General features: G+C 69.2%; 16 protein-coding genes. 2 read left to right on the forward strand and 14 right to left on the reverse strand.

What is annotated here, in order from left to right; all coding sequences use genetic code 11:
• The first annotated feature begins 215 nt into the window (after positions 1 to 215).
• Positions 216 to 860 carry a 2-polyprenyl-3-methyl-6-methoxy-1,4-benzoquinone monooxygenase gene (gene coq7, locus CSC62_RS15055; RefSeq protein WP_162407504.1) on the forward strand — a complete coding sequence of 215 codons (645 nt, stop codon included), beginning with the start codon at positions 216 to 218 and terminating at the stop codon, positions 858 to 860.
• A 19-nt stretch (positions 861 to 879) separates the two neighbouring features.
• Here the strand turns inward: coq7 and sugE are convergent, their stop codons facing one another.
• Together sugE and speD are read right to left on the reverse strand one after the other, a co-directional pair.
• Positions 880 to 1,200: a quaternary ammonium compound efflux SMR transporter SugE gene (gene sugE, locus CSC62_RS15060; protein ID WP_162407505.1), complete on the reverse strand. Its 321-nt coding sequence runs from the start codon at positions 1,198 to 1,200 to the stop codon at positions 880 to 882.
• A gap of 191 nt (positions 1,201 to 1,391) precedes the next feature.
• On the reverse strand, positions 1,392 to 2,186 hold the full coding sequence (gene speD, locus CSC62_RS15065; RefSeq protein ID WP_162407506.1) for an adenosylmethionine decarboxylase: 795 nt from the start codon (positions 2,184 to 2,186) through the stop codon (positions 1,392 to 1,394).
• Positions 2,187 to 2,321: 135 nt separating this feature from the next.
• Between speD and crp the strand changes: the two genes are divergently transcribed.
• Entirely contained in the window at positions 2,322 to 3,011 is a 690-nt protein-coding gene (gene crp, locus CSC62_RS15070) for a cAMP-activated global transcriptional regulator CRP (protein WP_162407507.1), read from the forward strand.
• 14 nt (positions 3,012 to 3,025) lie between these two features.
• Here crp and CSC62_RS15075 read toward each other — a convergent pair whose 3' ends face one another.
• The 12 genes from CSC62_RS15075 to atpB all read right to left on the reverse strand — a co-directional run bounded on the left by CSC62_RS15075 (position 3,026) and on the right by atpB (position 13,316).
• The gene (locus tag CSC62_RS15075) at positions 3,026 to 3,751 is read right to left on the reverse strand and encodes a haloacid dehalogenase-like hydrolase (RefSeq protein ID WP_162407508.1); all 726 of its coding nucleotides are present in this window, start codon (positions 3,749 to 3,751) and stop codon (positions 3,026 to 3,028) included.
• The gene (gene trpC, locus CSC62_RS15080; protein ID WP_162407509.1) at positions 3,748 to 4,542 is read right to left on the reverse strand and encodes an indole-3-glycerol phosphate synthase TrpC; all 795 of its coding nucleotides are present in this window, start codon (positions 4,540 to 4,542) and stop codon (positions 3,748 to 3,750) included. The genes CSC62_RS15075 and trpC overlap by 4 nt, the downstream gene beginning before the upstream one ends.
• A 64-nt stretch (positions 4,543 to 4,606) precedes the next feature.
• Positions 4,607 to 5,653: an anthranilate phosphoribosyltransferase gene (gene trpD / locus CSC62_RS15085; protein WP_162407510.1), complete on the reverse strand. Its 1,047-nt coding sequence runs from the start codon at positions 5,651 to 5,653 to the stop codon at positions 4,607 to 4,609.
• Between the two features lie 206 nt (positions 5,654 to 5,859).
• Positions 5,860 to 6,285, reverse strand: a complete 426-nt coding sequence (locus tag CSC62_RS15090; RefSeq protein WP_162407511.1) for a F0F1 ATP synthase subunit epsilon — start codon at positions 6,283 to 6,285, stop codon at positions 5,860 to 5,862.
• A gap of 117 nt (positions 6,286 to 6,402) precedes the next feature.
• Entirely contained in the window at positions 6,403 to 7,830 is a 1,428-nt protein-coding gene (atpD, locus tag CSC62_RS15095) for a F0F1 ATP synthase subunit beta (protein ID WP_162407512.1), read from the reverse strand.
• A 110-nt stretch (positions 7,831 to 7,940) separates the two neighbouring features.
• Positions 7,941 to 8,330, reverse strand: a complete 390-nt coding sequence (locus CSC62_RS15100) for a DUF5339 domain-containing protein (protein WP_162407513.1) — start codon at positions 8,328 to 8,330, stop codon at positions 7,941 to 7,943.
• 113 nt (positions 8,331 to 8,443) lie between these two features.
• Positions 8,444 to 9,307, reverse strand: a complete 864-nt coding sequence (atpG, locus tag CSC62_RS15105) for a F0F1 ATP synthase subunit gamma (RefSeq protein WP_162407514.1) — start codon at positions 9,305 to 9,307, stop codon at positions 8,444 to 8,446.
• Positions 9,308 to 9,394: 87 nt separating this feature from the next.
• The gene (gene atpA / locus CSC62_RS15110) at positions 9,395 to 10,942 is read right to left on the reverse strand and encodes a F0F1 ATP synthase subunit alpha (protein WP_162407515.1); all 1,548 of its coding nucleotides are present in this window, start codon (positions 10,940 to 10,942) and stop codon (positions 9,395 to 9,397) included.
• Positions 10,943 to 11,026: 84 nt separating this feature from the next.
• Positions 11,027 to 11,554: a F0F1 ATP synthase subunit delta gene (locus CSC62_RS15115; RefSeq protein WP_162407516.1), complete on the reverse strand. Its 528-nt coding sequence runs from the start codon at positions 11,552 to 11,554 to the stop codon at positions 11,027 to 11,029.
• A 13-nt stretch (positions 11,555 to 11,567) separates the two neighbouring features.
• Positions 11,568 to 12,038 carry a F0F1 ATP synthase subunit B gene (locus tag CSC62_RS15120; RefSeq protein ID WP_162407517.1) on the reverse strand — a complete coding sequence of 157 codons (471 nt, stop codon included), beginning with the start codon at positions 12,036 to 12,038 and terminating at the stop codon, positions 11,568 to 11,570.
• Between the two features lie 128 nt (positions 12,039 to 12,166).
• Positions 12,167 to 12,448: a F0F1 ATP synthase subunit C gene (gene atpE / locus CSC62_RS15125; protein ID WP_013534007.1), complete on the reverse strand. Its 282-nt coding sequence runs from the start codon at positions 12,446 to 12,448 to the stop codon at positions 12,167 to 12,169.
• A 70-nt stretch (positions 12,449 to 12,518) separates the two neighbouring features.
• Positions 12,519 to 13,316 carry a F0F1 ATP synthase subunit A gene (gene atpB, locus CSC62_RS15130; RefSeq protein ID WP_162407518.1) on the reverse strand — a complete coding sequence of 266 codons (798 nt, stop codon included), beginning with the start codon at positions 13,314 to 13,316 and terminating at the stop codon, positions 12,519 to 12,521.
• Positions 13,317 to 13,330 lie beyond the last annotated feature (14 nt).

Here is a 13,330-nt window from a genome sequence, read left to right on the forward strand (position 1 = left end):
ACTACTGGGAACATGCTGTGAGCTATTCTTGTCCATATTTGTTAGAGGTACATGGCGAAGTGCAGATTCAACCCGCTTGGATTTGCTAGTATGGGACCTGTGTAGAAGGAACACAGCCGGTGGGGGGCCGGGCCTATGGTTGTATTGCACACCCCCCCCCCCCCGATACGATACCGGGGGCCGCGCTCCCCCCCGCCCCCCCCCCGGGAACCGCCATGCCCGCCGCCGTCCGCCGCCTGTCCCCGCTCGACCGCGTCCTGGTCGAGGCCCAGCGTGCGCTGGAGACCACCCTGGGCGACCCGCCGGCCTCGCGGCCCTGCCCGGCCCGGGCCGCGGACCCGGTCCTGCCCAAGCCGGCCCGGCGCCACGCCGCGGGGCTGATGCGGATCAACCACGTCGGCGAGGTCTGCGCCCAGGGCCTGTACTTCGGCCAGGCGGCGGTGGCCCGCGACCCGGCTACCCGCGGGCACCTGCTCGACGCGGCCCAGGAGGAGACCGACCACCTGGCCTGGTGCGCGCAGCGCCTGCGCGAGCTGGACAGCCGGCCCAGCCTGTTCAACCCGCTGTGGTACGCCGGCAGCTATGCGATCGGCACCCTGGCGGGACTGCGCGGGGACGGCTGGAACCTGGGCTTCGTGGTCGAGACCGAGCGCCAGGTCGAGGCCCACCTGGACGAGCACCTGGAGTCGCTGCCGGCCGCCGACGAGCGCAGCCGCGAGATCATCCGGGTGATGAAGGCCGACGAGGCCCGCCACGCCGACCATGCCCAGGAGGCCGGGGCGAAGGTGCTGCCGCCGCCGATCCCGCAGGCGATGGCCCTGGCCTCCAAGCTGATGAAGCTGGTTGCCTACCGGCTCTGAGCGGCCGCAGCGGCGACCGTCAGGCGGGCGACGCCAGCTTCAACCCGATCACCCCGGCCACGATCAGGCCGATGCACGCCAGCCGCGCCGGCGAGGCGCTCTCGCCCAGCAGGACGATGCCCATCAGCGCCACGCCACAGGCGCCCACGCCGGTCCAGATCGCATAGGCCGTGCCCACCGGGATGGTGCGCAAGGCCAGGGTCAGCAGGTACAGGCTGACCGCGGCGGCCGCGGCGGTGCCCAGGCTCGGCCACAGCCGAGTGAAGCCCTCGGTGTGCTTGAGCCCGAGGGCGAAGGCGATCTCGAACAGGCCGGCCAGCAACAGGTAGATCCAGGACATCGTCGTGCTCCTCGGTCTCCGGCCGCGCCCGTGCGGCGCGGCCAAAAACGAAACGGCCCGGAGCGCTGGGCTCCGGACCGCCGTCGGTCTTCGTCTGCGGCTTGCGCCGCACGCGGGCCGTCCCGCGCATGTCGTGGCGCCATCCTGCCGTGGCGCGTCTGAATCGGCGCGCACCGGCAGCCCCGGCCGGGTCACTCCACCAGGTTGCGCCCGTGGAACAGCTCCTCGATCTCGCGCTTGAGCAGCGCCTCCACCCGCATCCGCTCCTTGAACGAGAGGTTGCGCGCCTTCTCCTCGAACAGGTACGTGTCCAGGTCGAATTCCTTCAGGTGCATCTTCGTGTGGAAGATGTTCTCCTGGTAGACGTTGACGTCGATCATCTCGTAGCGCGACTTGATGTTCTTGGCCAGATAGTCCTGGATCGAGTTGATCTTGTGGTCGATGTAGTGCTTCTTGCCCTTTATGTCGCGGGTGAAGCCACGCACGCGATAGTCCATCACCACGATGTCGGACTCGAAGCTCTCGATCAGGTAGTTCAGCGCCTTCAGCGGCGAGATCACCCCGCAGGTGGCCACGTCGATGTCCGCGCGGAAGGTGGCGATGCCGTTCTGCGGGTGCGTCTCCGGGTAGGTGTGGACGGTGATGTGGCTCTTGTCCATGTGCGCCACCACCGCGTCGGAGATCACCTCCTTGCCGGCCTGCTTCTTGTCGATCACCGGCTCCTCGGAGATGAGGATGGTCACCGACGCACCCTGCGGGTCGTAGTCCTGGCGGGCCACGTTGAGGATGTTGGCGCCGATGATCTGGGCCACGTCGGTCAGGATCTGGGTCAGGCGGTCGGCGTTGTAGGCCTCATCGATGTACTCGATGTAGCGCTGGCGCTCGTCCTCGGAGACCGCGTAGCAGACGTCGTAGATGTTGAAGCTCAGCGCCTTGGTGAGATTGTTGAAGCCTTGCAGCCTCAGGCGCGGCAGGGGTTTGACCACGGCGGTCATGCCTCTGGAGGGTGGGAAACGCGGCATTATGGGCCAAAGCGGATGACGGGGGTATGTCCCGGGCACCCCCCGTTTGCCCGGCGGCCCGCATGCGGCTACCCTTCGGCATTGCCCCATGACCGCCCCATGAACGCCAGGAAGCCCGACGCCGTGTCCCCCGTGCGCTTCGCCAGCAGTCCGCTGTCGCTGGACCAGACCGCCGTCGAACGTTTCCTGGCCCATTGCCAGCGCCGGCGCTACCCCAACCGGACCGACGTGTTCCGCCCGGGCGATCCGGCCGGGACCCTGTACTACGTGGTCAATGGCTCGGTCAGCATCATCGCGGAGGAAGAGGACGGCCGCGAGCTGGTCCTGGGCTACTACGGCGCCGGCGAGTTCGTCGGCGAGATGGGCCTGTTCATCGAGTCCGACAGCCGCGAGGTGATCCTGCGCACCCGCAGCGCCTGCGAGCTGGCCGAGATCAGCTACGAGCGCCTGCAGCAGCTGATGCTGGGCCCGCTGTCCGCGGACGCCCCGCGCCTGCTGTACTCGATCGGCGTGCAGCTCTCGCGCCGGCTGCTGACCACCAGCCGCAAGGCCAGCCGCCTGGCCTTCCTCGACGTGACCGACCGGATCGTGCGCACCCTGCACGACCTGTCGCGCGAGCCGGAGGCGATGACCCATCCGCAGGGCACCCAGCTGCGGGTCTCGCGCCAGGAGCTGGCGCGCCTGGTCGGCTGCTCGCGCGAAATGGCCGGGCGGGTGCTGAAGAAGCTGCAGGCCGACGGCCAGCTGCACGCCCGCGGCAAGACCGTGGTCGTGTACGGCACCCGCTGAAGTGCGCGCCGGCGCTACGCCGGCTCGCCGCCGCGGTCGCGGCAGCCCCAGTTGAGGATCGGCGTGCCCGCCGGCAGTACCCGGCGGAAGAACTCCACCCGCGAATGTTTGGGGTTGACCACCACCGGCCGGCGCGCCGCCTGCAGCAGGGGCAGGTCGGCGGTGGAGTCCGAGTAGGCCACGTCGATCCCGCTGTAGCCGTGCTCGCGCAGCATCCGCATCTTCTCGGCGTTGTGGCAATGGCGGACGGCCTTGACCCCGCCCAGCCGGGGTCCGACCTGGGTGCCGATCACCGGCACGTCGGCGTGAGCGACGAAGCCGAGGATCGCCCGCGCCAGCTCCGGCGGCGCCCCGGTCGCCACCACCACCCGGTCGCCACGCGCGCGGTGCGCGGCGAACACCTCCAGCGCCACCGGCAGCAGCCGCCGCGCGATTTCCTCGCGGTGCCCGGCCACGTAGCGGTCGATCACCCGGTCGAACTCGCGCACCCGGTGCATGCCGAAGCTGCCGATCCAGACGTAGCCGGAGATGCCCCAGCGCCGGGTCGGCAGGAACGCGACCATCGGCCCCAGCAAAGGCGTGGCCAGCAGGGCGACCAGGATGCGCAGGGGATTGCGCCGGATCAGCCAGGCGAAAAGATGGCTGCCGGAATCGCCGTCGTACAGGGTGTGGTCGAAGTCGAACACCACCAGCGGCGCGTCGGCCGCCGGCTCGGCGCGTGTCGGCCCGGTCGCGCTCATGCCTCGAAGAACAGCTGCCGCAAAGCCTCGCCCGGTTCCTCGGCGCGCATGAAGGTCTCGCCGACCAGGAACGCGTGCACCCCGGCCGCGCGCATCCTGGCCACGTCGTCCTGGACCAGGATCCCGCTCTCGGTGACCAGCAGGCGGTCGCGCGGCACCGCGTCCTTCATCTCCAGGGTCACGTCGAGCGAGACCTCGAACGTGCGCAGGTTGCGGTTGTTGATGCCCACCAGCGGCACCGGTACCTGGATCGCGCGCTCGAGCTCGTCGATGTCGTGGACCTCGACCAGCACGTCCATGCCCAGCTCCAGCGCCAGCCCGGACAGGTCGGCCAGCTGCTCGTCGCCGAGCGCGGCGACGATCAGCAGGATGCAGTCCGCGCCCAGGGCCCGGGCCTCGTGCACCTGGTAGGGATCGACGGTGAAATCCTTGCGCAGCACCGGCAGGGTGCAGGCGGCGCGGGCCTGCCGCAGGTAGTCGTCTTCGCCCTGGAAGAAGTCCACGTCGGTCAGCACCGACAGGCAGGAGGCGCCGCCGAACTCGTAGCTGACCGCGATCTCGGCCGGGCGGAAGTCCGGGCGGATCACGCCCTTGGACGGGCTGGCCTTCTTGACCTCGGCGATCACCGCCGGATCGCCGTTGGCGATCGCCGCCTGCAGGGCGGCGGCGAAGCCGCGCACCGGGCCGGCGTCGCGCGCGCGCGCGGCGACCTCGGCCAGCGGCGCGCGCGCGCGGCGTTCGGCGATCTCTTCGGCCTTGCGGGCCAGGATGGTCTGCAGGATGTCGCTCATGGATCGGTCACGGACGGGTGCGCGGCGGACCGGCATTCTCGCATGAGCCGGCTGGGCCACGACGTCACGCGGGCATGGCGCTCGCGGCCAGCTCGCGGGTGGTGGCGACGAAGGCCTGCAGGCGCTCGCGCGCCGCGCCGCTGTCGATCGCCGCGCGCGCGCGGACGATGCCGTCGCCGATGCCTTCGACCACGCCGGCCACGTACAGCGCGGCGGCGGCGTTGAGGGTGACGATGTCGCGCGCCGGGCCGGGCGCGCCGTCGAGCACGCCCAGCAGCATGCCGCGCGACTCCGCCGCGTCGGCGACCTTGAGGTTGCGGCTGGCGGACATGGCGATGCCGAAGTCCTCCGGGTGCACCTCGTACTCGCGGACCACGCCGTCGCGCAGCTCGCCGACCAGGGTGGCCGCGCCCAGCGACAGCTCGTCCATGCCGTCGCGGCCCCACACCACCAGCGCGCGCTGCGCGCCCAGCTCGTGCAGCACCCGCGCCTGGATGCCGACCAGGTCGGGGTGGAACACGCCCATCAGGATGTTCGGCGCGCCGGCCGGATTGGTCAGCGGCCCGAGGATGTTGAAGATGGTGCGCACGCCCATCTCCCGCCGCACCGGCGCGACCACCTTCATCGCCGGGTGGTGGATCGGGGCGAACATGAAGCCGATGCCGCAACGCCCGATCGAGGCGGCGACCTGCTCGGGCTGCAGCTCGATGGAGGCGCCCAGCGCCTCGAGCACGTCGGCGCTGCCGGACTTGGAGGACACGCTGCGGTTGCCGTGCTTGGCGATCCGGGCGCCGGCGGCGGCGGCCACGAACATCGAGCAGGTGGAGATGTTGAAGGTGTGCGAGCCGTCGCCGCCGGTGCCGACGATGTCGACCAGGTTGCCGCGGTCGGCCACCTCCACCGTGCGCGAGAACTCGCGCATGACCGTGGCCGCGCCGGCGATCTCGCCGACGGTCTCCTTCTTCACCCGCAGGCCGGTGAGGATGGCCGCGGCCATCACCGGCGAGACCTCGCCGCGCATGATCTGCCGCATCAGCCCGACCATCTCGTCATGGAAGATCTCGCGGTGCTCGATCGTGCGCTGCAGGGCTTCCTGGGGGGTGATGGTCATCTCGGCGGCTCTCGGGAAACCCAGCGAGTCTAGCGAAAGCCGGCCACTGCCGGGATCGCCCCGCGGCCAAGCATCCCGGCGGCAGGGCAAAGCCGCTGGGTCCCGGCCTGCGCCGGGACGACGGATTCTTGCGGCCGGAACGCAAACGCCGGCCCTGCGGCCGGCGTGCGTGGAACTGATTGCTGTACGGCCCCGAGGCCGTCGATTCAGTGCTTGAGGTTGCGGCGCAGGCGCTCCAGCGCCTGCAGCTGGGCGGTGACCTCGGCCAGGCGCTGCTGCGCCTCGGCCACTTCCATCGCTTCGCTGCGGTTGGCCAGCACCCGCTCGGCCTCTTCCTTGGCCTTGCGCACCGCGGCCTCGTCGATGTCCTCGGCGCGGATCGCGGTGTCGGCCAGCACGGTCACCACCTGCGGCTGCACCTCGAGGATGCCGCCGGAGATGGCGAAGTCCAGCTGGGTGCCGTCGGCCTGGGTCACCACCACCTTGCCCGGCTTGAGCCGGGTGATCAGCGGCGCGTGGCGCGGCGCGATGCCCAGCTCGCCCAGCTCGCCGGTGGCCACGACCAGGGTGGCTTCGCCGCGGAAGATCTCCTGCTCGGCGCTGACGATGTCGCAACGGATGGTGGTGCTCATGCTTCGCTTCTCTTCCGTGTCACCGCCGGCCGCAGGCGGCCGATGGCTGGGGATGCGATGCGGATCAGGCGACCCGCATCATGGCGCCTCCCCGCGGGCGGGAAGGCGCGCCGGTCGTCAGGCGATCTTCTTCGCCTTCTCGACCGCCTCGTCGATGGTGCCGACCATGTAGAAGGCCTGCTCCGGCAGGTGGTCGTACTCGCCATCCACGATGCCCTTGAAGCCGCGGATGGTGTCCTTCAGCGACACGTACTTGCCCGGCGAGCCGGTGAACACCTCGGCCACGTGGAACGGCTGGCTGAAGAAGCGCTCGATCTTGCGCGCGCGCGACACGGCCAGCTTGTCCTCTTCCGACAGCTCGTCCATGCCCAGGATCGCGATGATGTCCTTCAGCTCCTTGTACTTCTGCAGGGTCTGCTGGACGCGCTGGGCGGTGTCGTAGTGCTCGTGGCCGATAACCAGCGGGTCCATCTGGCGGCTGGTCGAGTCCAGCGGGTCCACCGCCGGGTAGATGCCCAGCGAGGCGATCGAACGCGACAGGGTCACGGTCGAGTCCAGGTGGGCGAAGGTGGTGGCTGGCGACGGGTCGGTCAGGTCGTCCGCGGGCACGTACACGGCCTGGATCGAGGTGATCGAGCCGGTCTTGGTCGAGGTGATGCGCTCCTGCAGCACGCCCATTTCCTCGGCCAGGGTCGGCTGGTAGCCCACCGCCGACGGCATGCGGCCCAGCAGCGCCGAGACCTCGGTGCCGGCCAGGGTGTAGCGGTAGATGTTGTCGACGAAGAACAGCACGTCGCGGCCCTTGCCGTCGGCGCCCTTCTCGTCGCGGAAGTACTCGGCCATGGTCAGGCCGGTCAGCGCCACGCGCAGGCGGTTGCCCGGCGGCTCGTTCATCTGGCCGTAGACCATCGCCACCTTCGATTCCTTCGGGTTGTCGATGTTGACCACGCCCGACTCGATCATCTCGTGGTAGAAGTCGTTGCCCTCGCGGGTACGCTCGCCCACGCCGGCGAACACCGACAGGCCGCTGTGCGCCTTGGCGATGTTGTTGATCAGCTCCATCATGTTGACGGTCTTGCCGACGCCGGCGCCGCCGAACAGGCCGACCTTGCCGCCCTTGGCGAACGGGCACATCAGGTCGATCACCTTGATCCCGGTCTCCAGCAGCTCGGTGGCCGAGGCCTGCTCGTCGAAGCTCGGGGCGTCGCGGTGGATTTCCCAGGTCGTGTCGGCGGCGATCTCGCCGGCCTCGTCGATCGGGGTGCCCAGCACGTCCATGATCCGGCCCAGGGTGCCGACGCCGACCGGCACGGCGATGCCGCGGCCGGTGTTGGTGGCGACCAGGTTGCGCTTGAGGCCGTCGGTGGAACCCAGCGCGATGGTGCGGACCACGCCGTCGCCCAGCTGCTGCTGCACTTCCAGGGTGATGGCGGTGCCATCGACCTTCAGCGCGTCGTAGACCTTCGGCACCTCGGCGCGCGGGAATTCGACGTCGACGACGGCGCCGATGATCTGGACGATCTTGCCTTGAGTATGGGTGGTCATGTCGCTACTCGCTTGTCCCAAAGTTCGGATGTTGTGGAAAACCGCCGGGCTTTCCGCAACACCCGCGGATGCCCCGCGGGCACGAGGCCCGCGGGACGGTGGTCAACCGCTTACTCGCACTTGAGCATCGCGGCGGTCTGGCTGAAGGAGTCGTTGGCGGTCTTGCAGGCCACTTCCAGACCCGACTTGTCGCTCAGCGACTCCCACTGCGCGCGGGCCTGGTCGACGCCCTGCTGGAAGGCGGCGGCCGAGGCGTTGCCGCCCGACTTCTCGAAGCAGGCCTTGGCGCGGGCCAGGTAGTCTTCGCAGGCCTGCGGCAGGTTGGACGCGGCCGGAGCGGCGGCGTCCGCGGCAACCGGCGCCGGTTCGGCGGCGGCCGGAGCGGCGGCGGCCTCGGCGGCCGGAGCCGGGGCGGTTTCGGCGGCCGGGGCTTCGGCTTCCTTCTTGGCGCAGGCGGCCAGCAGTACGGCCAGGGCGGCGACGGTCATCAGCTTGTTCATGGTCATTCCTTGGTTTCCAGTCGAAGGTCGATCAGGGTCGATTCCAGCACTGCGCGGCGGTGTTCCTTCCGGGAAGCGACGGCCGCGCACACCAGCCCCGGATTGCTCAAGCGTCAGACCGCAGCCGCGCCGCCCACGATCTCGGAGATCTCCTGGGTGATCGCGGCCTGGCGGGCCTTGTTGTAGACCAGCTGCAGGGTGCCGATCAGCTTGCTGGCGTTGTCGCTGGCGGCCTTCATCGCCACCATCCGCGCGGCGTGCTCCGAGGCCACGTTCTCCAGCACTGCCTGGTACACCAGCGACTCGACGTAGCGGGTCAGCACGTGCTCCAGCACGCTGGCCGCGTCGGGCTCGTAGATGTAGTCCCAGTCGTGGTTCGGCACCCCGGTCTGCGCCGCCGGCAGCGGCAGCAGCTGGTCGAAGGTGGCCTTCTGGCTCATGGTGTTGACGAAGTGGTTGTAGACCACGAACACGCGGTCGACCTTGCCCTCGGTGTAGGCGTCCAGCATCACCTTGACCACGCCGACCAGGTCGTCCAGGTGCGGCACGTCGCCCAGGTGGGAGACGCTGCCGACCATGTTCACCTTGATCCGGCGGAAGAAGGCCTGCGCCTTCTGGCCGATGGTGACCATGTCCACTTCCACGCCCTGCTCATTGAACTGGCGCACTTCGCCCAGCAGCTTGCGGAACAGGTTGTTGTTCAGGCCGCCGGCCAGGCCGCGGTCGGAGGAGACCACGATGTAGCCGACCCGCCTGACCTGCTCGCGCTGGACCAGGAACGGGTGCTGGTAGTCGGTATTGGCCTGGGCCAGGTGGCCGATCACCTGCTTCATCGCCTGCGCGTACGGGCGCGAGGTCCGCATCCGGTCCTGCGCCTTGCGGATCTTGGAGGCCGAGACCATCTCCAGCGCGCGGGTCACCTTGCGGGTGTTCTGCACGCTCTTGATCTTGGTTTTGATTTCGCGTCCGCCAGCCATCTCTTCTTCCCGTGGGGCGGGCCGTGGCCCGCCGTTGGACTTGGTCACCGTCGCGGCGCCCGGCTCATGCCGGCGCCGCGGCGCGGCTTACCAGGTGCCGGTCTGCTTGAACTCGGCGATGCCCTTCTTGAACGCCGACTCGATCTCGTCGTTCCAGTTGCCGGTGCCGTTGATCTGGTCGACCAGCGCGCCCTGGGTGTTGGCGAAGTGGGCGTGCAGGCCCTCCTCGAACGCCAGCAGCTTGCCGACCGGCACGTCATCCAGGTAGCCCTCGTTGACGGCGTAGATCGACAAGGCCTGGTTGGCGATCGACATCGGCGCGTACTGCTTCTGCTTCATCAGCTCGGTCACGCGCTGGCCGCGCTCGAGCTGCTTGCGGGTGGCCTCGTCCAGGTCGGAAGCGAACTGGGCGAACGCGGCCAGCTCGCGGTACTGGGCCAGCGAGATGCGGATGCCGCCCGACAGCTTCTTGATGATCTTGGTCTGGGCCGAGCCGCCGACGCGCGAGACCGAGATGCCGGCGTTGACCGCCGGGCGGATGCCGGCGTTGAACAGGTCGGTCTCCAGGAAGATCTGGCCGTCGGTGATCGAGATCACGTTGGTCGGAACGAACGCGGACACGTCGCCGGCCTGGGTCTCGATGATCGGCAGCGCGGTCAGCGAGCCGGTCTTGCCCTTGACCTCGCCGTTGGTGAACTTCTCGACGTAGTCGGTGGAGACGCGGCAGGCGCGCTCGAGCAGGCGGCTGTGCAGGTAGAACACGTCGCCCGGGTAGGCTTCGCGGCCCGGCGGGCGCTTGAGCAGCAGCGAGATCTGGCGGTAGGCCACGGCCTGCTTGGACAGGTCGTCGTAGATGATCAGCGCGTCTTCGCCGCGGTCGAGGAAGTACTCGCCCATGGTGCAGCCGGAGTAGGCGCTGATGTACTGCATCGCGGCCGACTCGGAGGCGGTGGCGGCCACGACGATGGTGTGGGCCAGGGCGCCGTTCTCCTCCAGCTTGCGCACGATGTTGGCGACGGTCGAGGCCTTCTGCCCGATCGCCACGTACACGCACTTGATGCCGGTGCCCTTCTGGTTGATCACCGCGTCGATCGCCAGCGCGGTCTTGCCGGTCTGGCGGTCGCCGATGATCAGCTCGCGCTGGCCGCGGCCGATCGGGATCATCGAGTCGACCGACTTGTAGCCGGTCTGCACCGGCTGGTCGACCGACTTGCGCCAGATCACGCCCGGGGCCACGCGCTCGACCGGAGCGGTCTGGGTGGCGCCCAGCGGGCCCTTGCCGTCGATCGGCTCGCCCAGGGCGTTGACCACGCGGCCGAGCAGCTGCGGGCCGACCGGCACCTCGAGGATGCGGCCGGTGGTCTTGGCCACGTCGCCCTCGCGCAGGTGCTCGTACTCGCCCAGGACCACGGCGCCGACCGAGTCGCGCTCCAGGTTCAGCGCCAGCGCGAACGTGTTGTTCGGCAGCTCGATCATTTCGCCCTGCATCACGTCGGCCAGGCCGAAGATGCGCACGATGCCGTCCGACACCGAGGTCACGGTGCCTTCGTTGCGGGCCTCTGCGGACAGCTTGACCTGCTCGATGCGGGTCTTGATCAGGTCGCTGATTTCGGAGGGGTTGAGCGTGGTAGCCATTTTGGTTTCCTTGGAGTCGCTGGCCCGGGTGGAAGACCCGGTGTTCGCGACCTGAAAAGTGAACTGTCTGTGCCGGTGCCCGGATCAGCCCGCCAGCGCGGTCTGCAGGCGCGCGAGCTTGCCCTTGAGCGAACCGTCGATCACCACGTCGCCGGCGTCGATCACCGCGCCACCGATCAGGCCGGCGTCCACCGCGGTCTCCAGCTCGACCTCGCGGCCGAAGCGGCGCTTCAGCGCTGCCTTCAGCGACGCGAGCTCGTCGGCCGACAAGGCGGTGGCGGAGGTGACCGTGGCCCGGACCACGCGCTGTTCCTCGGCGCGCAGCTGCTCGAACAGCCCGGCGACCTCGGCCAGCAGGGGCAGGCGCCCGGCCTCGGCCAGCAGGCCGAGGAAGCGGCCGAACGAAGCCTCGGCGCCCTGCGGCGCCAACAGGGCGACCGCCTGCTCGCGGCCCAGTTCCGGGTTCGACAGCAAGCCGGCCACGCGCGGGTCGGCGGCGACCTGGGCGGAGAAGCCCAGCGCCTGCGACCACGCGTCGACGCGGCCTTCGTCGCGGGCCGCGCCGAACGCGGCGCGGGCGTACGGACGTGCGAGGGTCAGTGCCTGGCTCATTCAGATCGCTCCGTCAAAGCTGCGCGGCCAGCTCGTCCAGCAACGCCTTGTGGGCGTTGGCGTCGATCTCGCGGTGCAGCAGCTTGCCGGCGCCTTCCACCGCCAGCGCGGACACCTGCTTGCGCAGGTCCTCGCGGGCGCGGTTGGCGGAGGCGTCGATCTCGGCCTGGGCGGCCGCCTTCTGCCGGCCGGCCTCGGCCACGGCTTCCTCGCGCGCGGCGTCGACGATCTGGTTGGCGCGGGCGTGGGCCTGGTCGATGATCTCGTTGGCCTTGGTGCGCGCTTCCTTCAGCAGATCGTTGACCTTGTCCTGGGCCTGGGCCAGGTCCTTCTGGCTGCGGTCGGCCGCGGCCAGGCCCTCGGCGATCTTCTGCTGCCGCTCCTCGATGGCCTTGAGCAGCGGCGGCCAGATCTTGGTGGCGATCAGCCAGATCAGGCCGGCGAAGGCCAGCGCCTGGGCGAAAAGAGTCAGATTGAGGTTCATTGGTGCGCTCTGCCTGTGCTCAGGGAGCCTGCGGCGCGGACGCCGCCAGGCTGCCTACATGCTGCCGCCGGGACCGCTGTTCGCGGACCGGCGGCAGACCCGTCGGGACCTCGCGGTCCGTCCGACAGTTACGGGGCCAGGCCGCCGACCAGGAACGGGCTGGCGAAGGCGAACAGCAGGCCGACGGCGACCGAGATGATGAACGCGGCGTCGATCAGGCCGGCGGTGATGAACATGCGCACCTGCAGCACCGGGATCAGCTCCGGCTGGCGGGCGGCCGACTCCAGGAACTTGCCGGCCATGATGGCCAGGCCCAGGCCGGCGCCCAGCGCGGCCAGGCCGATCATGATGCCGATGGCCAGAACGGTCGAAGCCTGGACGGAAGCGAGGGCGGTCAGTGCGGTTTCCATGGTTTTCTCCGGAGCGATTGCTGAGATGTTGAAGCGAAGGGTGAAGGGGGAACCTGGTGGAACGAAGGGGTCAGTGGCTGTCTTCGGACAGGCTGAGGTACACGATCGAAAGCATCATGAAGATGAACGCCTGCAGCGGGATGACCAGCAGGTGGAACAGCATCCAGCCGAAGCCGAACGCCGCACCGCCGAGCATGCCCAGGATGCCGGCGCCGCCGAGCACCCAGATCAGCAGGAACACGATCTCGCCGCCGAACATGTTGCCGAACAGTCGCATCGCCAGCGAGATCGGCTTGCTCAGCCACTCGACGGTGTTGAGGATCAGGTTGAACGGCATCATCCACTTGCCGAACGGCGCGGTCAGGAACTCCAGGGTGAAGTGCCCCAGCCCCTTCGCGCGCAGGGCGAAGATGATCATCAGGAAGAACACGCTGATCGACATGCCCAGGGTGGCATTGACGTCGGCGGTCGGCACCGGCTTCCAGTACGGCACGCCCAGGTGCTCCAGCGGCAGCGCGATGAAGTCCGCCGGGATCATCTTCAGCAGGTTCATCAGCAGGATCCAGAAGAACAGGGTGATCGCGATCGGCGTCACCAGCTTGCTGGTCCCGTGGTAGGTGTCGCGCGCCTGGCGGTCGACGAATTCCAGGCAGATCTCGACGAAGGCCTGCCACTTGCCGGGCACGCCCGCGGTGGCCTTGCGCGTGGCCAGCCAGAACAGGAAGACCATGAACAGGCCCATCAGCACCGAGGTCACCAGGGTGTCCACGTGCACGGTCCAGAAGCTGCCCTCGCCGACGTGCCCCGTCAGGTTGTGCAGGTGGTGCTGGATGTAGCTGGTTGGGGTCAGTTCCGCCTCAGCCGCCATGGGTCCGGTTTTCC

The organism is Pseudoxanthomonas jiangsuensis, from assembly GCF_010093185.1.
GTDB lineage: Bacteria > Pseudomonadota > Gammaproteobacteria > Xanthomonadales > Xanthomonadaceae > Pseudoxanthomonas > Pseudoxanthomonas jiangsuensis.